Source organism: Croceibacter sp., assembly GCF_002716225.1.
GTDB classification, from domain to species: Bacteria; Bacteroidota; Bacteroidia; order Flavobacteriales; family Flavobacteriaceae; genus Croceibacter; species Croceibacter atlanticus.
This window is the reverse complement of the sequence record NZ_PAZX01000007.1, coordinates 365,106-388,136: the sequence shown is the minus strand read 5'-3', so window position 1 is coordinate 388,136 and position 23,031 is coordinate 365,106. Positions and strand designations below refer to the sequence as shown.

The following is a 23,031-nucleotide window of genomic DNA, read 5'->3' as shown; positions in this document are numbered from 1 at the left end:
TATGTCAATATTAGATTCAAAATTACCACAAGGCGAACTTGCCAAAAAGTGGACCAATCATAAGAATAGCATTAACCTAGTTAACCCAGCTAACAAACGTAATATAGATGTTATCATCATAGGTACTGGTTTAGCAGGTGGNTCTGCTGCTGCTACTTTAGCTGAATTAGGCTATAATGTAAAAACATTTTGTTACCAGGATTCTCCAAGACGTGCGCACTCTATTGCTGCACAAGGTGGTATTAATGCTGCCAAAAACTATCAAGGAGATGGTGACTCTACCTACCGTTTATTTTATGACACTGTAAAAGGTGGCGATTACCGTTCTCGTGAAGAGAATGTATACCGATTAGCTGAAGTTTCTGCTAATATTATTGACCAATGTGTTGCACAAGGTGTTCCTTTTGCACGTGAGTATGGAGGTCTTTTGGACAACCGTTCTTTTGGTGGTGTATTAGTNTCGCGTACGTTTTATGCTAAAGGACAAACAGGACAACAATTGCTTCTTGGTGCATACGCAGCAATGAACAGACAAATAAACCGCGGTAAAATAAAATCTTACACACGTCATGAAATGCTTGACGTTGTAAAAATTGATGGCAAAGCACGTGGTATTATTGCTCGTGATTTAAAGACAGGAAAAATTGAACGCCACTCAGCACATGCTGTAGTAATTGCTTCTGGTGGTTACGGTAACGTATTCTTCCTATCTACAAACGCAATGGGTAGTAACGTAACAGCTGCTTGGAAAGCTCACAAGCGTGGTGCATTCTTTGCAAACCCTTGCTACACACAAATNCACCCAACGTGTATNCCNGTTTCTGGAGATCACCAATCAAAATTAACATTAATGTCTGAGTCTCTTAGAAACGATGGTCGTATCTGGGTACCAAAACATATTGAAGATGTTAAGAAGATTAGAGAAGGTAAATTAAAACCAACAGATTTAAAGCAAGAAGATCGTGACTATTACTTAGAGCGTCGTTACCCATCTTTTGGTAACTTAGTTCCTAGAGATGTTGCTTCTCGTGCCGCTAAAGAACGTTGTGATGCTGGTTATGGTGTTAACAAAACCGGACAAGCAGTATACCTAGATTTTGCTTCTGCAATACAACGTTANGGTAAAGAAGCTGCAGCTACTCAAAAAATAAGCAANCCTTCTGATGCTAAAATAAAAGAATTAGGAAAAGAAGTTATCGAGAACAAGTACGGTAACTTATTCCAAATGTATGAGAAGATTGTAGATGAGAATCCATATGAAACTCCAATGAAAATTTATCCAGCTGTTCACTACACTATGGGTGGTATTTGGGTAGATTATAACTTACAAACTACAGTGCCAGGATTATTTGCTACAGGTGAAGCTAANTTTAGTGATCACGGTGCAAACAGATTAGGTGCAAGTGCCTTAATGCAAGGTTTGGCAGATGGTTATTTTGTATTGCCATATACAATTGGTAATTATTTAGCAGATGATATTCGTACAGGACCAATACCTACAGACACTAAGGAGTTTGATGAAGCTGAAAAACTACAAGTTGACCGCTTAAATAAATTAGCAAACAACAATGGAACAAAATCTGTAGACCACTTCCATAAAAAGCTTGGGCTTATTATGTGGAACAAATGTGGGATGAGCAGAAATGCTAAAGATCTTGAGTCTGCAATCTCCGAAATTAAGGAGTTGCGTGAAGAATTTTATAGAGATGTAAAAGTTCCTGGAGATGCAAATGAAATGAATCAAGAGCTTGAAAAAGCTGGAAGAGTAGCAGACTTCTTAGAGCTAGGAGAGCTTTTTGCTAAAGATGCACTACATAGAAATGAATCTTGTGGAGGTCACTTTAGAGAAGAGTACCAAACAGAAGAAGGTGAAGCAATGCGTGATGATGAAAACTTCATGTACGTAGCTGCTTGGGAGTACAAAGGTGAACCAAGTGCCGCAGTACTACATAAAGAGAACTTGGAGTACGAAAATATTGAAGTTAAAACCAGAAGTTACAAATAAGATACTATGAAGTTGACACTTAAAATCTGGAGACAAAAGAATGCTGATACCAAAGGTGGTATACAGACTTATAATATAGACGGTATAGACGGTGACATGTCTTTCCTTGAAATGTTAGATGTTCTTAATGAAGAATTAATAACCAAAGGTGATGAGCCTGTTGAGTTTGATCACGATTGTCGTGAAGGAATTTGCGGTAGTTGCTCTTTACAAATTAATGGTGAGCCTCACGGTCCAGACCGATTAGTTACGACCTGTCAATTACACATGAGAATGTTTAATGATGGNGATACAATTACTATCGAGCCATTTAGAGCAAAGGCATTTCCTGTAATTAAAGATTTAGTAGTAGATCGCACATCTTTTGATCGTATACAGCAAGCAGGTGGTTACGTTTCTGTAAACACATCTGGTAACACTCAAGATGCAAATGCTATTCCTATTGAAAAGCAAAATGCAGATGATGCATTCTATGCAGCTACTTGTATTGGTTGTGGTGCTTGTGTAGCAGCTTGTAAAAATGCAAGTGCTATGTTGTTTACATCTGCTAAAGTAAGCCAGTTTGCATTGTTACCTCAAGGTCAAGTTGAAGCTACTCGCAGAGTTTTAAATATGGTAGAGCAAATGGACAAGGAAGGATTTGGTAACTGTACAAATACTGGAGCTTGCGAAATAGAATGCCCAAAAGGAATTTCTTTAGAAAACATTGCACGTATGAACCGCGAATATCTTACTGCAAGCGTAAAAGAATCTTAAAAACACATTTTACAATATTTAAAACCTCCTACAATTAAATTGTAGGAGGTTTTTGTTTTATAATAACTTAACTGTAATAGCTAAAATCTTTGTTATCTTTCTAGAAGAAAATCTTCNGTAGTGATTAATAAACGNCTTCTTATAAAGCACCTACTTGCTCACAATGATGANAACAGCTTTTATGANAAAAANCGNAAGATTAGCTTAGGTAGCAAAGAAGGNAAAGCCAAATTTCTTAAACATATTTGTGCACTTTCAAATAGCAACCCAGAAAACAACAGCTATATAGTTATTGGCGTAGAAGATGAAGATAACAGTATTTCAGGTGTCGATTTCTATGACGATGCAAAAATTCAAAATTTAGTAAACGCGTATTTAAGTAATGCTCCAATTGTAGCATATGAAAACATACCTTTTCCACATTTGCCAGATGACAAGGTTGTAGGATTAGTAACAATTAGACCCAATAAAGGAAAAATTTGTTCGCTTAGAAAGAACATATGGAAATACTATGGAGGCTCTGTATTTTTTAGAGACGGTAGCATATCTATGCCAAAGGTTTATGATTTAAAGATTGAAGACAAAAATTCAGAAATAGTAAAAGCAATTGAGGATCACGCTCAAAACAATGTAGAACTAACCTTAGATGGTGTTTTTGATTTTTTGAATAAGCGTAAAGATTTTAATCCCAAATACAAAGTATTTAAGGAGTACTTTGTNGTNTGTTGGGCTGGAAAGAAAAAAACAGTGAAAGAAAATGTTTACTATTCCAGAGTAGATATTGCTTTGATTAATGAACAAGTAAAGCTTTTTTATTCTGAATTAGATGAAGTAAGTTTTAGCATTACAGAAGATGAATTTCAAATTATTGAATATGTATATTTAGGACTGCAACATCAAAAAAAATATTACCCACTTGAAGAGGTTTCTATAAAGTTTAAAGATAATGTGAGTTATGACATAGAAACCAAATTGCTATTTAAGCCNCCACAATATGATAAGAAAACCTTGTNTCATATTTATAATTCTGCCAATANATTGTTGGAGAAGTTAAAAAANAAAGCACCACTTACTACAGCAGAAAAATTAGATGTTTTTCAACTACCGCAAACCTATCTCATTTGTTATTTTAATGAATTTGAAGATGCCTTGATAAAACTAGAGTCTGCTAAGTATCATTTAAAATCCTATGATACAGATGCATATTCTAACTTTAAAGACAGCGTTAGGATTTTAAGAAAGGTAAAATACAATTAGTGTCTCGTACNTAAAAACCCATTTAAAACGTGTTTAAATGGGTTTTGAATGTANTAACTAATTAAATCTTAAAATGTAACAGTAACCTTTCCTCTTAAGAAAAATGGAGTTCCTGGTGTAAAGTGAATCTCCTCTACTGGTTCTACTTCATTTTGCAATCTACTTTCTGTAGCAAATTGAGTTTCATTCCANTCTGTATCAAGTAAATTTTCAATAGCGATNCCAAATGTATAATTCTTATAGGTGTAGTTAATATTTGCATCTGTAACAAAATAACCTTCAGCTACAATACTGTCATCTTCATTTGCAGCTCTATCATCTAAATACCTATAATTTAATCCACCTGAAAAGCCATTAAGGTTTTGTATTGTAATTCCTCCTGTAGAAGTAAAATCTGGTGCTAAGGGTATATAATCCTGGCCTTCTGGCTCATTTATAGAACGTGCGTAGGTATAATTAATATCTGAGTACAAATACAACCAGGAAAGTGGCTCATATCGTAATCCAGCATCAATTCCTAAACGTCTAGTTTTTCCGCTTGGCTCAACTATTGCCGCATCTCCTACATAAACAAATTCTTGCTCAAGAAACAGGTACCACAACGCTGTATTAAATACTAAGTTGTCTGTAATTTTAAATATACCTCCTAAATCTGCACCGTATGCTAATGGTAATATATCCTCACCGTTATTTGCAGTTACTACTCTTGTATCATTAGAGTGAAACCCTATACCTGTTTTAGCAAAAAGCTGNACCGTATTAGTAGGTGTATAAATAAGATTAAGTTTAGGGCTCGCGGTTAGTTTAGTTTCTGATGCATTGTCATAAGTTTCAGTTAAGTTATTTACGTAATCAAACTTAAAGTAATCTAATCGTAAACCTGGATTAAGCTTAAAGTCTCCAAACTCAAATTCAGTATTTAAAAAACCGTAAATATTTGTTTCGTCTACATCTCCAAANGCTAAACGCTCCAGCAATTCTTTTCTGTTTTTAGTTCTGCTTAACTGNACATCATCTGCATTATCATAACGTAAACCAAATCCTGCTTGATATTCAAAGTTAGTGGCGGTATCATAAAACTTATCGCTTAACACAGTTTTAAAACCATATAAATTACGGTCTTCAAATTGGCGAATCTGATCTCCATTTTCGGGATCTTCTAAAAAGAATGTAAAGTTGGAGAACAACTCAAAATCGTATTTACTATAAAACGCATTGGTACTTAATGTCTTTGTATCTGTTAAATACTTAGTGTGTTCAATATTAATATTAGTACGACTGGTTTGGCCACCTTCTGTGTCATCAATAGCTCCAAATCGACCAATTAGACCTTGGTCAACTGCGCGCTGNGGAATTTGCCCTGAAGCATCCCACTTACTAGTAAAATGAGACATTGTTAATGTTAATTCTTGATCTTGAGGCAACCTGTAATTGTACTTGGCCATTACATTATACCTATTAAAGTTTTGAGAAGACTCAAAAGGACCATCGGTTAAGTTTAATGAACCTGCTACATAAGCACTATGATTATCATCATCTAATACATTAAATACTCCTACTGTTCTTAAAGTTTCAAATTGACCATACTCTAAAGACACACTACTTTCTTCAATACGTTTTTTGGTTTTAAAGTTTAAATAACCTGCNGTATTAAAGTTACCAACACTTGCAGTATATGGCCCTTTCCCAAAATTGATGTTNTCTACAGTTTCTGGGATAAGAAAGTGTAAATCTGCATAACCTTGNCCATGTGCATGAGATACCATATTTACAGGCATACCGTCTACACCTATAGCTACATCTGTACCGTGATCTACATCAAAACCACGTAAGAAAATTTGCTCTGCCTTACCACCACCAGCGTGTTGACCAATAATAACACCTGGCACTTTTCTCATTAATTCCTGTGAGGACTTTACAGGATTAGTTTTAATATCTACATCTACAAATTTGTTAAGTGTATTAACTTCTGGTGTAATTTGTACTTGTGTTAATGAAATATTGGCTTGTTCTAATGATATGGTTATGATTCTATTTAAATCTTTTTCTGTTATGGTTAATGTGTAGTTTTTAAATCCTATATAGGATAGCATAATAATATCGCCAACCTCTACATCTTCTAATTTAAAATTACCATTATGGTCTGTATAAACAGCAGTGCTTGTTCTTTGGTTAAACACATAAACATCTTCTAAACGTTCATTGTCTTGGTTTACTACAGTACCGTTTAAATCGTGTGCAAATAGTGATGCTGACACACACAGCATAAAAGTGAAGAAAAGTGTCTTCATAGTTAAATTATATTTTCTAAAGCTTAAGCCAAACAGGCCTGAGCAATACATTAAATGAAAAAAAATAAGGACGTGTTTGGACAATTGAAGTATCACAGAATTATTGCAATACATAGTACAATTACTAGTATTAAGACACTAGTGCCATGTTTAGAAAAAACGTATTTTAATACGCTTGGTTTCTTAACATTATGCCCAAAAATTAACTATGAAAGGTGTTCTGGTGGCGGAGAGTCTAAACCTCTATCTGAAGTTTTCAATATTAGTAGGTAACTAAATTTATGATCTTGAAATAACGTTGGCTTTAAAAATATAGGTGTTTCAATATCTACAACTCGCTTATCTACTTTAACATCTGAGTCTTTTAAATTTTGATCTGGAGAAGTGTCACTATCAAAAAGTGCATTAAAAAACGACAAAACTTTATGTTGATGGGTGTTATGACTGTGATTGTGCGCCATAACACGTCTTCCCATTTTGGAGTTTGCTATGTGTTGGTGTTGGTGCTGCTGCGCCTCAACCTTTGTAATAGCGTGAGATATGTCGTGAATACTGTTTTTTAAGGTTTGATGCAGTGGCGTAAGTAAATAACACACAGCTAATATTAAGACGAAAAATCGTCCTACATATGATAGGTTAGCATTGTGTACATTTTTACTCATCTTAAGTATTAACGATAAAATTAGGTGTAGAGATTTTTAAAATAGGGGTACTCCTATACATTTAGTAAAAGTTTAACGTCCTCAAGTAGCACCCATTTTACTACAGCCTTTAAATATTTTACCTTTGAAAGTAATGGAAAGACCACCTTTAGACATACAAGTAAAGACATTGCCAAGCAGTCCTGGCGTGTACCAATATTTTGATAAGGATGATAAAATCTTATATGTTGGAAAGGCTAAAAACTTAAAAAAAAGGGTGAATTCCTACTTTACTAAAAAGCACGACAGTCATCGTATTGGTGTGATGGTAAAGAAGATTAAAAACATAAAGCATATAGTAGTTAATTCTGAAACAGATGCACTTCTGCTAGAAAACAACTTAATTAAAAAACTGAAGCCTCGTTTTAATGTCATGCTTCGTGATGACAAAACCTATCCTTGGCTTTGCATTAAAAAAGAACGCTTTCCTAGAGTATTTCCTACGCGACGTGTTATTAAAGATGGCAGCGAATATTATGGTCCTTTTACAAGTATGAAAACGGTACATACCTTGCTTGACCTTATTAAAGGCCTATACCAACTTAGGACTTGTAAATATGATTTAGCTGAAGAAAAGATAGATGCCGGTAAATACAAAGTTTGCTTAGAGTATCATTTAGGAAACTGTCAAGGTCCTTGTGAAGGTTACCAAACAGAAGAGGAATACCATAGCAATATTGATCATATAAGACAAATTGTAAAAGGAAATTTTAAAGATTCGCTCATTAAGTTTAAAGACCAGATGAAAGGTCACGCAGAGCGTATGGAGTTTGAAGATGCTCAGCGTATAAAAGAAAAGATACAAGTTTTAGAAAAGTACCAAAGCAAATCTACAGTAGTAAATCCTAAAATTAATAATGTTGATGTATTTTCAATTGTTAGTGATGAAGGCTTTGGGTACGTTAATTTTTTACAGTTATCTCACGGTTCAATAATAAGATCACACACTATTGAACTTAAAAAGAAGTTAGATGAAGGTGACCAAGAGTTACTAGAGCTTGGTATTATTGAAATACGACAACGCTTTAACTCTCAATCTAAAGAAATTTATGTGCCTATGCATGTTGAGGTAGGTGAAGATTTAAAGGTGACCGTTCCTAAGCTAGGAGACAAGAAAAGTATTGTAGACCTTTCTACCAGAAACGCTAAATATTTTAGGCAAGAGCGTTTTAAACAAATGAAAATTGTAGACCCAGATAGGCACGTTAAGCGTATTATGGCGCAAATGAAAGAAGATTTACGGCTTAATGAAGAACCAAGACATATTGAATGTTTTGACAACTCTAACATACAAGGTACAAATCCTGTAGCAGCATGTGTGGTGTTTAAAGATGGTAAACCTAGCAAAAGCGAGTATAGAAAATTTAATATTAAAACTGTTGAAGGTCCAGATGACTTTGCCAGTATGGAGGAAGTGGTTTTTAGACGTTATAGGCGTCTTTTAAATGAAGACCAACCCTTACCGCAATTAATTATAATTGATGGTGGTAAAGGCCAACTATCTTCGGCCGTAAAAGCATTAGACGACTTAGATTTACGTGGAAAGATTGCTATTGTAGGTATTGCTAAACGCCTAGAGGAAATATTTTACCCAACAGATAAATACCCTTTGTATCTAGACAAAAAATCTGAGTCTTTAAAAATAATACAACACCTTAGGAATGAAGCACACCGCTTCGGTATTACGTTTCACAGACAAAAACGAAGTAGCGCTGCTTTAGGCACTGAACTTGAAAATATAACTGGAATAGGCGAAAAAACTGCAGTCGAGTTATTAAAACACTTTAGAAGTATTTCAAAAATTAAATCGGCTAAAAGAGAAGACCTTGAACAGGTTGTTGGTGTAGCAAAGGCAAGCTTAGTTTATGAATTTTACAATAAAGAAAACTAGAGCTGCTCTAAGAAACCTTCTAAATCTTCGTGAGAAAAACTAATTGCTCCGTTAACTAAAATTACTGGCGTTTTTACAGTATCTCCTAAATATCCATTAAGCTCTAACAACTCCCACATTAATTGGTTATACATTGGGTTGTCTGTAATGTTAAGCTTAGCGTAAGGTTTGTTTTTAGCGTTTAAATAGGTCATTGTTGTTTGGCATCTTCCGCAATCTGTTTTTTCAAAAATCACAATCCCTTTATTTAATAAGATATCATCTCCTACTGTAAACGCTTCATTAATGAGGTGTTCTTTTGGAAATTCATTTAAAAAACCAAAATTATAATTGTAAGGACCTGTAATCTTTAGTTTGTGAAAAATATCTGTTACCTGAGGGTTTATTCGTTTTAATAAAGGGTTTGTGTTTCCTTCTAATCCTTCAAGATCTTTTACAGTAAAAATCACATCTTGAGTAAAGTCTGTATTATTAGATACAAAGAAAATAAGTGTATCGTTATCTTTAGCAACATCAACACTTATTGCTTCGTTTTGAGACATTCCCAACAAAGACGTAAAAATAAATATTAAGGGTACTAAATATTTCATGTGTTAAGTATTAAGCTGGTACGTGGTGCTCTATTTCTAATTCTATACCATTCCATAAAATTAAACGTTTTTCTAAAGCCTCTTTAGAAACTTGTTCAACTTCTTTCCACTTTTGTTCATCATCTCCACATAGATTTTCAATCATTTTAAGAGCCATTGGTCCATGCTCATCTTCATCTAACTCAATATGACGATCAAAATAATATTTAAACAGCTCTAAATCATCTTTAGGAAACTCCTTTTGTATCTTTTCAATAATACTATTAAACATCATTGGAATAAGATTTTCTCTACCAAATGTAAATGCTGCAGCGGTTTTGTGTGGCTTATCTTCTTCAATCACCTCAAACGTAAATTTCAGGAATTCTTTTACACTCATAGGCAACTCACTTATTGCAATAACTAAGAAAATATCTGTGCCGTGTTCTATATGCTTTAAAAACTCCTCAATAGGTTCTGTTGCTGCACCTGCTTTTTTCATTGCATCTATATACATCTCAAAATGGCTTTGGCGCTCTCCTTTTAAATTTACATCTGTTTCTTCAGCTAAGACTATTTCATTAATTAAGTATCTAATTTCTGGAGACCCTATAGGTATCCAAGGTGTTTTAGTCTTTGTAAGCTTAAATTGTAATGATTTTAGTAAAGACATAAAATCCCACACCGCAAATACGTGATGTTGCATAAAGATCTGCAACTCTTCTGGTGTCTTAATTTTATTATACAACGAATGGTTTTGAAGCTTATCCTGAAGTGGTTGTATTTTTTCTTCGATTGTTGAAATCATGTGAGGCAAAATTTTTGCAAAAGTAAAGGCTTTAGCGTGATTGCTAAAGCCTTACCTCTACTTTATATATTGTTTAACAGCTTTTATTTTATTTAAAAGCTGAAATTCCTGTAATATCCAATCCTGTTATAAGCAAGTGTATATCGTGAGTTCCTTCGTAGGTTATAACACTTTCTAAATTCATTGAGTGTCTCATAATACTATACTCTCCAGTAATACCCATACCACCTAGCATTTGTCTTGCCTCTCTTGCAATATTTATAGCCATCTCTACATTATTTCGTTTTGCCATAGATATTTGTGCAGATGTTGCCTTGCCTTCTTCACGAAGTACTCCTAATCGCCAAGCTAATAATTGTGCTTTAGTAATTTCGGTTATCATTTCTGCTAATTTTTTTTGCTGCAGTTGGAAACCAGCTATAGGCTTACCAAACTGGATACGTTCTTTAGAGTATCTTAAAGCTGTGTCGTAACAATCCATAGCTGCACCTATTGCACCCCAAGCAATACCAAATCTTGCAGAATCTAAGCAACCAAGAGGAGCTCCTAAACCACTTTTTCCTGGTAATAAATTTTCTTTTGGAACCTTTACGTCTTGAAAAATTAACTCACCAGTAGCACTAGCACGTAATGACCATTTATTATGTGTTTCTGGAGTAGAAAACCCTTCCATACCACGCTCAACAATTAATCCATGAATTCTGCCTTCTTCGTTTTTAGCCCAAACAACTGCTACATCACAAAATGGCGAGTTACTAATCCAAAGTTTAGCGCCATTTAATAAATAATGGTCTCCATTGTCTTTAAAGTTAGTAGTCATTCCGCCAGGATTAGAGCCGTGATCTGGCTCTGTTAATCCAAATGAACCCATAAACTCACCAGAAGCAAGTTTAGGAAGAAACTTTTTGCGTTGCTCTTCAGAACCATATTTCCAGATAGGATACATAACTAAACTAGATTGTACAGATGCTGTACTACGCACACCACTGTCACCTCGTTCTATTTCTTGCATAATAAGACCATATGAAATTTGGTCTAATCCTGCACCACCATATTCTTCTGGTATGTACGGGCCAAATGCACCAATTTCAGCAAGGCCACCTATAATTTGCTTAGGAAACTCTGCTTTTTGAGCATACTCCTCAATTATAGGAGAAACATCTCGCTTAACCCAATCGCGTGCTGCATTGCGAACAAGTTTGTGTTCCTCTGTTAATAAGTCATCTAGGTTATAATAATCTGGAGCTTCGAATAAATCGGGTTTCATCTCAATCGTTTTAGTAACACAAATGTAATTAATGCTTACTCGTGAGACAACTTAACGTTTCATAATTTTAAATAGAAATCTTTCACTAAATTTTTATAGGCGTCTGTATAGTTGTGCCTTGAAATTTCAATAATTAATTCGTCCTCTATTACTTCAACATTTTTAGAGTTTAGTGAAAGCAAGCTTCGTTTTATGGGCGCAGTGGCATGACCTTTTACACGAGTAATATGTTGCGGATACAGATTATGTTCTTTTGCAATCTCAATAAATTTTTGTTCTTCTGAAAAAGGAATTATAACTGAAAACTGTCCGTTTGGAGACAATAATTTAGAAACTCCAAAAATTAAGTCTTGAAAAGGTAGTGCGTCTTGAAACCTAGCTTGATCTCTTTGTGATGTATTTGATTTATAATCTTCTGAAAAGAATGGTGGATTACATATAATTAAGTCATAAAACTCATCACCTTCTAATTCTTCCACAAGTTGAATAAAGCTTGCATGATAACAGAAAAGCCTGTCTCCCCAATCACTGTTTTCAAAATTTTCTACAGTTTGCTCATAGGCATCGCCGTCTACCTCAACTGCATCTATCTGTTCTGCATTGCTGCGTTGTGCCATCTGTAATGCAATAACGCCTGTACCTGCGCCAACATCTAAAATAGAGCTACAGGAATCTGAGATTTTAACCCAAGCACCGAGAAGTACAGCGTCTGTACCTACTTTCATTGCGGCATTTTTATCCTCGATATTAAAGTGCTTGAATTTAAACATAGTGTAAAATTAAAAAAGTCTCGAATCTTACGAAACGAGACTACCTTTTAAATATAAAAACATTAAAGTTTTCACAGTTAGCCAGAAGGTGTATTAATTCTTCTTAAACGCCAACACATCAAATTTATGTTAATTTATCTTAATTTAAATATTTTTTAACAAAAAAAGTCCCGCAATTTGCGGGACTCACCTCTTAAATGAAAACTTAAATGTTCTCGGTTTAGATTAACAAGAAGGTGTATTAATTCTTCTTTTTTTGTTAATCCTCACGAAGATAATAAATTATAATCAGCAAACCTCAGGTTCACTAATATTTGTTTAACTTTTGTTTACGGTTGTAGGAAAAAGCCTAAACTTTCCTGAAAAAATGTTAATTACTGCTAAAGGTACATGTCTATTAGACCATCTGGAGTATTAAGAGTCATGGTCTTGTTTTCCTTATCTACTTTAGTAACAAAATCATCGTTTAAAGGCACAAGAACATCTTTTCCTTCTCTGTCTATTATTAGAATGGTTTGGGAGGTTTGATCATTAATACTTTTAATAACCCCAACATACCCAAAAGATTCATCTGTTACTTTAAATCCTATGATTTCGTGAAAGTAAAACTTGTCGTCATCAAGTTTAGGAAGACTAGAAAGCGGCAAATAAAGCTCAGCTCCAATAAGGTCATCTGCATCTGCCTCTTCTTCTACGTCTTCAAATTTTATTCTTAGCAACGTGCTTTTATGAAGTTGTGCACGTTCTAAAAAAAATGGAACCAAGTTTTTGTTGAATTCAACAAAAACTGATTCCATCTCTGTGTAAAGTTCGGGTTCATCGGTATCTAATTTAGCTAGAACCTCACCACGAAAGCTGAATTTACTAACGATTTTCCCCAAATAGAAGCATTCTTCTTTTGTCATCGCTAGTTCTTTAATTACTCAGCTGAGTCTTCTTTTTTCTCTTCAGAAGCGTCTGCATCTTCTGCAGTCTCTTCTTTAGCAGCAGCTTCTGCTTCTGCAGCCGCTTTTGCTTCAGCTTCAGCTTTAGCAGCAGCTTCTTCTGCTTCTTTAGCTTCTGCTTCTTTCTTAGCGTTTAATTCTTTTTCAGCATCTAATGCTTTTTGCTTTTCAGCTTCTGCATCTTTAGATACTTTATCTTTCTTAGCGTTAACTTTAGATTCTTTTTCTTCTAACCAAGCAGCGAATTTCTTCTCAGCTTGCTCTTCAGTTAAAGCACCTTTACGTACACCACCAGCAAGGTGATGTTTAAGCATAACACCTTTGTAAGACAAAATTGCACGAGCAGTATCTGTAGGTTGTGCACCATTGTTTAACCAAGTTACAGAAGTATCTATATCTAAGTCAATAATAGCTGGATTAGTGTTTGGGTTGTAAGTTCCTAATTTCTCTAGGTACCTACCATCACGCTTAGAACGTGAATCTGCAGCAACAATCCAATAAAATGGTTTACCTTTTTTACCGTGTCTTTGTAGTCTGATTTTTACAGGCATAGTGATTAATTTGTGAGGTTCTCGACCTCTATTATTAATTTTTATAAGAGCGCAAAGATACTATATTTTTCTTACTGCAAGTATGTTAGCTCAAATTTTTAATTACATTTGTAGATAAACTTGTCCTATATTTAATTATGAGAAACCTACTCCTACTATTTAGTACCCTTTTATTAGCATCTAGCTGCAGTGAAACCATCGAAACAAATACACCTGCATTGCAAGGTGAAGTTGACAATGTGTTTTTTAGAGCCGTAACAAGCAACGCAACAATTAATACTGATGGTTCTGTTACTATATCTGGCGAAACTGCTCTTGAAACTATTGAAGTAACTGCAGAATCTTTAGAAGTTGGCACCTATTTGTTTGGGTCTGACAGCAATAGTGAAGCTAACTTCACAACATTTGATGATGCTTTTTATACTACAGACAACTCAGGTAACGGTAAAATAGTAATTTCTAATATAGAGGAAGGAAAAATTACAGCTACATTTAATTTTAATGCAAGGCGACCAGGTATAAACGACACCTTAAACTTTCAGGAAGGTATAATTTATGAAGTTCCTATTACAAATGCTGTACCTGGAGATGGCGGCCAAAATAATGACCAATTTACAGCACTAGTAGATGGTGCAAACTATACAGCCGTAACCACTCAAACTAACATTGCAGGAAATACATTATTTATTATAGCAAACAACCAACAAAACTTTGTTATCAATTTATCGTTTCCTTTAGATACCGCAACAGGTGATTATGAAATTACTGAAGGTGGAGACTACAGAGCATCTTATGCAATTAGTGGTGGCTCAGAAAATGCTATTAGTGGTATGATAACTATTACAACTAATGATAATGCAGCAGGAACTGCTTCTGGATCATTTCAATTTGAAACAACTAGTGGTATTATGGTAACCAACGGTAACTTTACTATTACTTATTAAAATTATAACCAATCTTAAATTGTAAAAAGCACTCTTAGGAGTGCTTTTTTTGTTAACGGTTTTTACAAATAGATCACAACACCTGTTTATTTATTATTAAAATATGTTAAACAAAAGTGTGTTTGAGTTAAGGTGCGTTAAACAGGCAAATAGGTAGGGTTTAGCTTCTTATCTTTGGAATAGATGACAAACAGACCTCATCTTAAAATAAAGTCTGCTAACCAAAATATTACTATTATGAAGTATACAGAGCAAGTTTCAAATAAATTAAACGAATTACTAAAGAAGAATTATGATGCAGAAGCTGGTTATAAACAAGCAGCTGAAAATGTAAAAAATTCTCAACTAAAATCTTATTTCGAGAATAGAGCTAAAGACAGATATGACTTTGGGCACCAATTAAAGAATGAGATTAAGAGTTTTGGACAAGAGCCAGACAAAGGCACTAGTATTAGTGGAGACGCACATAGATTTTGGATGAATATTAAATCTAAATTTGTCGCTAATGATGAAGAAGCTATGTTAGAGGAAGCTATTAGAGGTGAAAAAGCGTTTGTTGAAAATTATAATGAAATTATAAACGAAACAAACTTACCACCAAGCACATCTTCTGTTTTAAAAACACAGAAAGATAATGTAGAAAGTGCTCTTAAAGACGTAAAATCTTTAGAGATAGTAGCTTAATATAAAGCCTCAAAGTTTAAAAAGCCGAATTTTATAAGATTCGGCTTTTTTTATTTAATCACGTTCGTTGAGAAAGTAAAATCTTATCCCAAATGACAACGCTATATAAGAAGCTTTATTAAATGCAACTGTTGTATTTGGAGCTTTAGTATTAAGAGACTCATACCTATATTCTGCAGTTAAAAATGCACTAAAATGCCTTGAAAACTTATAGTCCGCATCTGCCATAAGTGAATAAGCTTCTCCTGTATCTTCAAATATTTCTCCATCTACATCATTCCGGTATTCTATAGCACCTATTCCAGCTAAAAAGGTCAAATCAAAGTTCTTTAAGGTTGGAATTCTATAACCAGCTTCTATACCTATTAAATTTACATTTCTAAGATCATAATTACCTACAAGTTCTGGTTTTGTTACCTGTCCTGAAAAAATATTTAACCTTGCACCTATCAAAATATGGTCTGCTATAACAAACCTAGACTCTAATTGCGCACCTAAATTTGTATTTTGGGCTTTGCTTGCAAAATTATCACCAATCGCAATTGGGTAATAGGGAGAAATACTTATAAAACCTACATCATAAAACTCTACAGCCTCTTCACCTTCTCTGGTATTGTTTTGTGAAAACAAACAACTATTTAATACCAAACAAAAAACTATACTTAATCTAATACTCAACATTGTATACAGTGTTTGGGTTATTAATTTGTATAAGTTCTGTTATAGGATCAGAACCGTTTACACTATATGTAAATTGAGCTTCAGTATTAAGAACTACAGAATAGGATCTGCTAAAATTTGGTGTATTTTCATTTAATGTCCTAAAAACGGAGGTTTGCGAATAACAGTCCGACTCATCTTCATGCATTTGACCTTCTACAAAAACTTGATTACACTGTGTATTTGTATAGTGCAAAGACCAAGAAAAGGTATCAGAAGTATTCTCTGTATTTTGAATATTTAATGCGAGTTGGGCACTTGTCTTAAGTTCGATAGTTTCAAAATCGTAAAACCGATCTCTACTATCAATAAAAACAGAAGTGTGCTCAGTTAAAGACTCATTATCTAAAGAAAATTCATTTACAACAACCTCCAAACCATATGTGTTATTAAAAGTTCTTCCAGTAGCGTCTAGAGAAATAAGATCGAAAAAACCATTTGCATCTGTAGTTGTAGAGCCTACAACATATGAGTCTGCTTTAGCAATTACAGAAACCCCAACAACAGGATTATTAGCATCAGACATTACACGACCAACAAACTGCAATCTGGAGTTGTCTTCTACATTTAAATCATCAGCAAAAATACAAGACTGAAAAAGTAGGAATAGCAAGAAGAAAGAGATAAATTTAAAATGTTTCATTTGAGTAGTTTAGTTGTTTTATAGATGAGTGTCATTAAATAAGGTTGCGTGTAAAGAATGTTTTAATTTGATATTATGTGAACAACTCAACAAATAATTCAGCATTTAAAACGTTCATTTTTTATACTTTTAAACACATTTTTTTGTCTGAAATCAAGACACTAAAACCTACCCATATAACTCTAACATTCAAATACATATGTATTTAATATTTGATACTGAAACAACTGGTTTACCTAAAAATTACAACGCTCCAATAACAGATACAGATAATTGGCCACGTTGTATACAGATAGCTTGGCAGCTTCATGATGACATGGGTAAGTTGGTGTCTCACGATGATATGCTTATAAAACCAGACGGTTTTAATATCCCGTATGACTCAGAGCAAATTCACGGTATTTCTACAGAGTTAGCAGATAAAAAAGGTGTAAACCTGGTAGACTCACTTCATAAATTTAATGAAGCCTTAAAACAGACAAAATTTGTTGTAGGGCAAAATGTTGCGTTTGATATTAATATTATGGGTGCCGAGTTTTACAGAAAAGGCATAGACAACCCATTACAAGAGCTACCTGTTTTAGACACTTGTACAGAAACCACAGCAGAACTTTGTAAAATTCCTGGTGGTCGTGGCGGAAAATTTAAACTGCCTACCCTTACAGAACTTCACCAATTCTTATTTAACAAAGCTTTTAATGAAGCTCACAATGCCACTGCAGATGTTGAGGCAACAACGCGATGTTTTTTAGAACTTGTAAGAAAGCGTATTTATACAGCTGAAGAGTTAGACGTGTCTCCAGATTATTTTGAGAATTTTTCTGAAGAAAACCCACAGACAATTCAACTTATAGGGTTAAAGCATATTAACCTCAAGAAAGCTTCAGAACAAATAAGAAAAGCTCTTGAAAAAGAACAAGGAGTCGATGAGATATCAGAGGAAGAGCTAGAAGAAAACATTGCTGTCTTAGAAGAAGTTACGTTTTCCCACTTACACAATCACAGCCAATTCTCTGTTCTTCAGTCTACAATGAGTATCCAGGATTTAGTAGACAATGCTATAGCTAACAATATGCCTGGTGTAGCGCTCACAGATCACGCCAATATGATGGGTGCCTTTCATTTTGTGAGAGCCGTTAATACTTATAACAAATCTTTAGCAGGTAGTGAAGACCCAGACAAAAAGCCTTTAAAAGCCATTGTAGGTTGCGAGTTTCAGGTCTGTGAAGATCACAATGATAAATCCAGACAGGATAACGGTTACCAGATAGTAATGCTTGCAAAAACTAAAAAAGGCTACCATAATTTGGCTAAGATGGCATCTATAGCTTATACAGAAGGGTTTTATTATGTACCAAGAATAGACAGAGCTGTTGTAGAAAAATACAAAGAAGATGTAATTGTTTTAACAGGAAACCTATATGGAGAGGTACCAAGTAAGGTTTTAAATGTAGGAGAAAAGCAAGCCGAAGAAGCTTTACTTTGGTGGAAATCTCATTTTGGAGAAGACCTTTACATGGAAATTATGCGCCATGACCAAGAAGACGAACGTCGTGCTAATGAGATTTTAATAAAACTAGCCAAAGCGCACGACATAAAAATAGTTGCAAGCAACAATACTTATTACACAGCAAAAGGAGATGCTAATGCTCATGACATTTTACTTTGCGTAAAAGATGGAGAAAAGCAAAGCAAACCTATTGGCCGAGGACGGGGTTATCGTTATGGTTTACCCAACCAAGAATACTATTTTAAGAGTAATGATGAAATGAAGGCTTTATTTAAAGACCTTCCAGAAGCAATTACCAATACGCAAGACGTTGTAAATAAAATTGAAGGGTTTGATCTTGCTAGGGACGTTTTATTACCAGCCTTTGAAATTCCTGAAAAATTTAAAGATTCTAAAGATTTAGATGATGGAGGCAAACGAGGTGAAAATGCATTTTTAAAACACCTTACTTATGAAGGTGCAAAAGAACGTTATGGAGAGATAACTCCAGAGATTAAAGAGCGTTTAGATTTTGAGCTATCTATTATTGAAAAAACAGGGTATCCTGGATATTTTCTAATTGTAGAAGACTTTATTAGAGAAGCAAGAAACATGGACGTTTCTGTTGGTCCAGGTCGTGGTTCTGCTGCTGGTAGTGCCGTAGCTTATTGCTTAAAAATTACCAATATAGACCCTATTAAATACGATCTACTTTTTGAGCGTTTCCTTAATCCGGATCGTGTAAGTATGCCCGATATTGATATTGATTTTGATGACGAAGGTCGAAGCCGTGTCATGGATTACGTAATTAAAAAATATGGTAGTGATCAAGTAGCACAGATTATAACTTACGGTACTATGGCAGCAAAATCTGCCATAAGAGATACCGGTCGTGTTTTAGATTTACCGTTGCACGAAACAGATAAGATTGCCAAACTTATTCCAGATATGACTAAGCTTGGTAAAATATTTGGCGTAGATGAAAAAGAGCTCTCCAGAAAATTTAGAAGTGAAGATTTTGAAGGCGTAAAAGAACTTTTAAGCATTTCAGGCGGAAATGATTTACAGGCTCAAACCGTTAATCAGGCTCGTGTTTTAGAAGGTTCTGTAAGAAATACTGGTGTACACGCTTGTGGCGTTATAATCACACCAGATGATATTTCCAACTTTGTTCCTATTGCAAGGTCTAAGGATGGTGAATTATACATCACACAATTTGACAACTCTGTAGTAGAAGATGCTGGACTACTTAAAATGGATTTCCTTGGTCTAAAAACACTTACTCTTATTAAGGACACCGTAAAAATTGTAAAAGCAAAACACGGCGTACAATTAGACCCAGACAGTTTTCCTTTAGATGATGAAAAAACATATGAACTATTCCAACGTGGTGAAACCGTAGGTATATTTCAATATGAATCTCCAGGAATGCAGAAACATATGCAGTCTTTAAAACCAACAGTCTTTGATGATCTTATTGCAATGAACGCGCTTTATCGTCCAGGACCAATGGAATATATACCAAGTTTTATTGCCAGAAAACATGGCGATGAAGACATAGAGTATGATTTACCTGCAATGGAAGAATATCTTAAGGAAACTTATGGTATTACGGTTTACCAAGAGCAAGTAATGCTTTTATCTCAAAAGCTTGCAGATTTTACAAAAGGTGAAGCAGATATCCTTCGTAAAGCAATGGGTAAGAAGCAAAAAGCTGTACTCGATAAAATGAAACCTAAATTTATTGAGCAGGCTTCAGCTAAAGGTCATGATGCAGAAAAATTAGAAAAAGTGTGGAAAGACTGGGAAGCCTTTGCAAGTTATGCTTTTAATAAATCTCACTCTACGTGTTATGCCTGGATTGCCTACCAAACAGCCTACCTTAAAGCACACTTTCCTGCAGAATATATGGCTGCGGTTTTATCTAACAACATGAGCAACATAAAGCAGGTAACATTCTTTATGGAAGAATGCAGACGTATGAAACTTGATGTGTTAGGTCCAGATGTTAATGAATCTTTCAGAAAATTTTCTGTAAATAAAGAAGGTGCCATTCGTTTTGGTATGGCAGCAATAAAAGGTGTGGGTTCAAGTGCCGTAGAGTCCATTGTAGCAGAGCGAAAAGAAAACGGTCATTTTAAATCGATCTTCGATATGGCTAAACGTATAGATTTACGTGCTGCCAATAAAAAAGCTTTTGAAAATCTTGCTTTAGCTGGTGGTTTTGATAGTTTTCAGGACACTCACAGAGCACAGTATTTTTTAGATGAAGGTGACGGCATCACTTTCTTGGAAAAAGTAATAAGATATGCTGCAAAGTACCAGGAAAACAAAAACTCCTCTCAAGTAAGTTTATTTGGTGAAGCTAGTGAAGTTCAAATTCCAGAACCTGTAGTGCCTCCTTGTGAAGAATGGGGAACTATGGAAAAATTAAGGAAAGAGCGTGATGTGGTAGGTATGTATATTTCTGGGCATCCGTTAGATGATTATAATATAGAAATGAAGTCTTTCTGTAACGCTAACCTCAATTACCTTGAAGATTTACAACAGGTGCTAAATGCAGAGCTATCATTAGCTTGTATTCTTACGGATATTAGGCACCTAACCACAAAAACTAATAAAGGTTGGGCAATTTTTACTGCAGAAGATTACCATAACACTTATGAGTTTAAAATTTATGGCGAAGATTACCTAAAGTACAGACACTTGCTAATCCCTAATTCATTTCTGTATGTAAAAGCATTTATAAGAGAAGGTTTTACAAATAGGCAAACTGGCAAAAAGAGTGATCCGAGAATACAGTTTAATAATTTTGAAATGCTTCAGGATGTGTTAGAGCGCTATGCAAGAAAACTAACCATTCAAATAAATGTAAATGAATTAAAGGGTGATGACATACAGAGTTTAAAATCTATATTAGATGAGCACAAAGGTGACAAGCTACTCAACTTTGTTGTTTATGAAATGGAAGACAAAGTGAAGCTACACATGCCTAGCAGAAAGCATAAGATTAATATAAATAAAGACTTATTATCAACGCTTCAAAACAAAGCGGTACACTATAAATTAAATTAATTAAGGCGCCAAATCTCAAAATTTAAAACTATTGCAAAGCCTACCCAAAGTAGATAAGGTATCATTAAATATGCTGCAATCGGCTTAACAATTTTAAACCATTTTATAGTTAAAAGTATCAGCACAAATAGAGTTAAAATTACAAAGAGTGCAAACAACGGAGATTGTAAGCCAAAAAATACGACAGACCATGCAGAACTTAACAATAACTGAAATCCAAAATGGTATAAAGCAGTCTTTACCCAAAGGTGGTAAAAACCCTTGCTCCAAACCAGGCCTGCAGCAACTCCCATTAACACATATAATGTTGTCCAAATTGGTGTAAACACCCAATTTGGGGGGTTATAGCTTGGTTTTTCTAATGTAGAGTACCACGTAGCAACACTAGCTTGTGTTGCGTAAGCTCCTAAAAAACCAACTATTAGACAAATTGCAATTGCCAATAGTATTCTTATGAGTTTTTTCTTGGTCATGTGTTGTTAGTTGCTACTAATTTAGGAATTGTTTTTAGTTTTCCAATTGTATTAAAAAGTAAAACAGGGTTTACAAATCATAATCAATAGTATCTTTGCGGTATGACAGCATCTAAATTTTTGATGAAAGACTATTCATCACTTCCAGAAAAAGGCAGCATAACTTCAGAAGCGCCAAGCAATATAGCATTAGTGAAATATTGGGGAAAACGAGATATTCAAATTCCTGAAAACACATCTATTAGTCTTACGCTTAATACCTGTAAGACTATAACAACATTGCATTTTGAGAAAAAGGAAAACTTAACAAATGACTATTCCTTTCAGGTTTATTTAGATGGTGAAAGAACAACATCCTTTGAACCTAAGATTGGGAAATTCTTTGAGCGAATTGAAGAGTATTTACCTTTTTTAAAAAACTATAAGTTTAAAATTGAAACTAGCAACAGTTTTCCGCATAGTTCTGGAATAGCATCATCTGCTAGTGGGATGGCTGCGCTTTCCATGTGTTTAGTTGCATTAGAAAAGCAAATCGATAACTTAAAAGACAATTTATATTTTCAGAATAAAGCATCTTTTTTAGCACGTTTAGGCTCTGGAAGCGCAAGTAGAAGTATAGATGGACCGATGATGATTTGGGGAAAACATGAAGCTATTCCTGAAAGTACAAATAACTATGCCATAAAATATGATAAAATAGATCCTGTATTTAAAGATTACCAAGACACTATTTTACTTGTTGATAAGGGCGAAAAGCAAGTATCTAGTACAGTTGGACATCAACTTATGTACGGTCATCCGTTTTCTGAACAACGGTTTAACCAAGCACAAGACAACATGGTTAGTCTTTTAGAAATATTAGAATCTGGAAATTTAAAAAACTTTATAAGCTTAGTAGAGCGTGAGGCATTAACCTTGCACGCTATGATGATGACAAGCAACCCTTATTTTATCTTAATGAAACCGAATACTCTTGAAATAATTAATAGGATTTGGGCGTTTAGAAAAGAAACCAATTTAAATCTTTGCTTTACATTAGATGCTGGTGCAAATGTACACCTTCTCTACCCCAAAAACGAAGCTGACAAAACCTTGGATTTCATTAAAAAAGAGTTAGTTGCATATTGTAAAAATGGTGAGTATCTTTGTGATAATGTAGGAAGCGGCGCTTCTGTTATAATTTAATTTAAGTT

General features: G+C 34.5%; 19 protein-coding genes. 8 read left to right on the top strand and 11 right to left on the bottom strand.

Going from position 1 to position 23,031, the window contains the following annotated elements:
* The first annotated feature begins 1 nt into the window (after nucleotide 1).
* The 3 genes from CL818_RS05505 to CL818_RS05495 all read left to right on the top strand — a co-directional run bounded on the left by CL818_RS05505 (nucleotide 2) and on the right by CL818_RS05495 (nucleotide 4,018).
* Nucleotides 2-2,005, top strand: a complete 2,004-nt coding sequence (locus CL818_RS05505; protein ID WP_286972140.1) for a fumarate reductase/succinate dehydrogenase flavoprotein subunit — start codon at nucleotides 2-4, stop codon at nucleotides 2,003-2,005.
* A gap of 6 nt (nucleotides 2,006-2,011) precedes the next feature.
* Entirely contained in the window at nucleotides 2,012-2,761 is a 750-nt protein-coding gene (locus CL818_RS05500) for a succinate dehydrogenase/fumarate reductase iron-sulfur subunit (RefSeq protein ID WP_272972674.1), read from the top strand.
* Nucleotides 2,762-2,881: 120 nt separating this feature from the next.
* A complete protein-coding gene (locus tag CL818_RS05495) occupies nucleotides 2,882-4,018 on the top strand; it encodes an ATP-binding protein (RefSeq protein WP_286972137.1) in 1,137 nt (378 codons plus the stop codon).
* A gap of 68 nt (nucleotides 4,019-4,086) precedes the next feature.
* On the opposite strand, the gene CL818_RS05490 is transcribed toward CL818_RS05495, so the two are convergent.
* Nucleotides 4,087-6,285, bottom strand: coding sequence for a TonB-dependent receptor (locus tag CL818_RS05490; protein ID WP_502692213.1), 2,199 nt, complete (start codon nucleotides 6,283-6,285; stop codon nucleotides 4,087-4,089).
* A gap of 230 nt (nucleotides 6,286-6,515) precedes the next feature.
* Entirely contained in the window at nucleotides 6,516-6,971 is a 456-nt protein-coding gene (locus tag CL818_RS05485) for a hypothetical protein (protein ID WP_013186700.1), read from the bottom strand.
* Between the two features lie 133 nt (nucleotides 6,972-7,104).
* On the opposite strand from CL818_RS05485, the gene uvrC reads away from it, so the two are divergent.
* A complete protein-coding gene (uvrC, locus tag CL818_RS05480) occupies nucleotides 7,105-8,901 on the top strand; it encodes an excinuclease ABC subunit UvrC (RefSeq protein WP_272972676.1) in 1,797 nt (598 codons plus the stop codon).
* Here uvrC and CL818_RS05475 read toward each other — a convergent pair.
* From CL818_RS05475 to CL818_RS05450, 6 genes are all read right to left on the bottom strand, one after another.
* Entirely contained in the window at nucleotides 8,898-9,491 is a 594-nt protein-coding gene (locus CL818_RS05475; protein WP_286972129.1) for a glutaredoxin family protein, read from the bottom strand. The genes uvrC and CL818_RS05475 overlap by 4 nt on opposite strands.
* A 10-nt stretch (nucleotides 9,492-9,501) precedes the next feature.
* Nucleotides 9,502-10,278 (bottom strand): DUF3050 domain-containing protein, encoded by a 777-nt coding sequence (locus CL818_RS05470; protein ID WP_013186697.1) that lies wholly within the window; start codon nucleotides 10,276-10,278, stop codon nucleotides 9,502-9,504.
* An 88-nt stretch (nucleotides 10,279-10,366) separates the two neighbouring features.
* A complete protein-coding gene (locus tag CL818_RS05465) occupies nucleotides 10,367-11,545 on the bottom strand; it encodes an acyl-CoA dehydrogenase family protein (protein WP_272972678.1) in 1,179 nt (392 codons plus the stop codon).
* A 59-nt stretch (nucleotides 11,546-11,604) separates the two neighbouring features.
* Nucleotides 11,605-12,315: a tRNA1(Val) (adenine(37)-N6)-methyltransferase gene (locus CL818_RS05460; protein ID WP_272972679.1), complete on the bottom strand. Its 711-nt coding sequence runs from the start codon at nucleotides 12,313-12,315 to the stop codon at nucleotides 11,605-11,607.
* A 380-nt stretch (nucleotides 12,316-12,695) separates the two neighbouring features.
* Nucleotides 12,696-13,220, bottom strand: coding sequence for a ribosome maturation factor RimM (gene rimM / locus CL818_RS05455; protein WP_272972680.1), 525 nt, complete (start codon nucleotides 13,218-13,220; stop codon nucleotides 12,696-12,698).
* A gap of 14 nt (nucleotides 13,221-13,234) precedes the next feature.
* Nucleotides 13,235-13,810 (bottom strand): 30S ribosomal protein S16, encoded by a 576-nt coding sequence (locus CL818_RS05450; protein WP_013186693.1) that lies wholly within the window; start codon nucleotides 13,808-13,810, stop codon nucleotides 13,235-13,237.
* A 137-nt stretch (nucleotides 13,811-13,947) separates the two neighbouring features.
* On the opposite strand from CL818_RS05450, the gene CL818_RS05445 reads away from it, so the two are divergent.
* The gene (locus tag CL818_RS05445; RefSeq protein ID WP_272972681.1) at nucleotides 13,948-14,754 is read left to right on the top strand and encodes a DUF6252 domain-containing protein; all 807 of its coding nucleotides are present in this window, start codon (nucleotides 13,948-13,950) and stop codon (nucleotides 14,752-14,754) included.
* Between the two features lie 183 nt (nucleotides 14,755-14,937).
* Complete coding sequence (locus tag CL818_RS05440) at nucleotides 14,938-15,438, top strand: ferritin-like domain-containing protein (RefSeq protein WP_013186691.1); 501 nt, start codon at nucleotides 14,938-14,940, stop codon at nucleotides 15,436-15,438.
* A 54-nt stretch (nucleotides 15,439-15,492) separates the two neighbouring features.
* On the opposite strand, the gene CL818_RS05435 is transcribed toward CL818_RS05440, so the two are convergent.
* Both CL818_RS05435 and CL818_RS05430 read right to left on the bottom strand, forming a co-directional pair.
* The gene (locus tag CL818_RS05435) at nucleotides 15,493-16,068 is read right to left on the bottom strand and encodes an outer membrane beta-barrel protein (protein WP_272972682.1); all 576 of its coding nucleotides are present in this window, start codon (nucleotides 16,066-16,068) and stop codon (nucleotides 15,493-15,495) included.
* Nucleotides 16,069-16,105: 37 nt separating this feature from the next.
* The gene (locus CL818_RS05430) at nucleotides 16,106-16,801 is read right to left on the bottom strand and encodes a carboxypeptidase-like regulatory domain-containing protein (protein ID WP_272972683.1); all 696 of its coding nucleotides are present in this window, start codon (nucleotides 16,799-16,801) and stop codon (nucleotides 16,106-16,108) included.
* 199 nt (nucleotides 16,802-17,000) lie between these two features.
* Here CL818_RS05430 and dnaE point away from each other — a divergent pair, with 199 nt between their 5' ends.
* The gene (gene dnaE, locus CL818_RS05425) at nucleotides 17,001-21,365 is read left to right on the top strand and encodes a DNA polymerase III subunit alpha (RefSeq protein WP_272972684.1); all 4,365 of its coding nucleotides are present in this window, start codon (nucleotides 17,001-17,003) and stop codon (nucleotides 21,363-21,365) included.
* On the opposite strand, the gene CL818_RS05420 is transcribed toward dnaE, so the two are convergent.
* Nucleotides 21,362-21,838 (bottom strand): TspO/MBR family protein, encoded by a 477-nt coding sequence (locus CL818_RS05420; protein ID WP_013186687.1) that lies wholly within the window; start codon nucleotides 21,836-21,838, stop codon nucleotides 21,362-21,364. The genes dnaE and CL818_RS05420 overlap by 4 nt on opposite strands.
* A gap of 102 nt (nucleotides 21,839-21,940) precedes the next feature.
* Here CL818_RS05420 and CL818_RS05415 point away from each other — a divergent pair, with 102 nt between their 5' ends.
* Nucleotides 21,941-23,023 (top strand): diphosphomevalonate decarboxylase, encoded by a 1,083-nt coding sequence (locus CL818_RS05415; protein WP_272972685.1) that lies wholly within the window; start codon nucleotides 21,941-21,943, stop codon nucleotides 23,021-23,023.
* Nucleotides 23,024-23,031: the final 8 nt, after the last annotated feature.

Coding starts and splice junctions, on each gene's coding strand:
- uvrC (WP_272972676.1), top strand. CDS start 7,105: ATGGAAAGACCACCTTTAGACATACAAGTAAAGACATTGCCAAGCAGT.
- CL818_RS05470 (WP_013186697.1), bottom strand. CDS start 10,278: ATGATTTCAACAATCGAAGAAAAAATACAACCACTTCAGGATAAGCTT.
- CL818_RS05465 (WP_272972678.1), bottom strand. CDS start 11,545: ATGAAACCCGATTTATTCGAAGCTCCAGATTATTATAACCTAGATGAC.
- CL818_RS05420 (WP_013186687.1), bottom strand. CDS start 21,838: ATGACCAAGAAAAAACTCATAAGAATACTATTGGCAATTGCAATTTGT.
- CL818_RS05450 (WP_013186693.1), bottom strand. CDS start 13,810: ATGCCTGTAAAAATCAGACTACAAAGACACGGTAAAAAAGGTAAACCA.
- CL818_RS05415 (WP_272972685.1), top strand. CDS start 21,941: ATGACAGCATCTAAATTTTTGATGAAAGACTATTCATCACTTCCAGAA.
- rimM (WP_272972680.1), bottom strand. CDS start 13,220: ATGACAAAAGAAGAATGCTTCTATTTGGGGAAAATCGTTAGTAAATTC.
- CL818_RS05460 (WP_272972679.1), bottom strand. CDS start 12,315: ATGTTTAAATTCAAGCACTTTAATATCGAGGATAAAAATGCCGCAATG.
- CL818_RS05430 (WP_272972683.1), bottom strand. CDS start 16,801: ATGAAACATTTTAAATTTATCTCTTTCTTCTTGCTATTCCTACTTTTT.
- CL818_RS05485 (WP_013186700.1), bottom strand. CDS start 6,971: ATGAGTAAAAATGTACACAATGCTAACCTATCATATGTAGGACGATTT.
- dnaE (WP_272972684.1), top strand. CDS start 17,001: ATGTATTTAATATTTGATACTGAAACAACTGGTTTACCTAAAAATTAC.
- CL818_RS05475 (WP_286972129.1), bottom strand. CDS start 9,491: ATGAAATATTTAGTACCCTTAATATTTATTTTTACGTCTTTGTTGGGA.
- CL818_RS05445 (WP_272972681.1), top strand. CDS start 13,948: ATGAGAAACCTACTCCTACTATTTAGTACCCTTTTATTAGCATCTAGC.
- CL818_RS05440 (WP_013186691.1), top strand. CDS start 14,938: ATGACAAACAGACCTCATCTTAAAATAAAGTCTGCTAACCAAAATATT.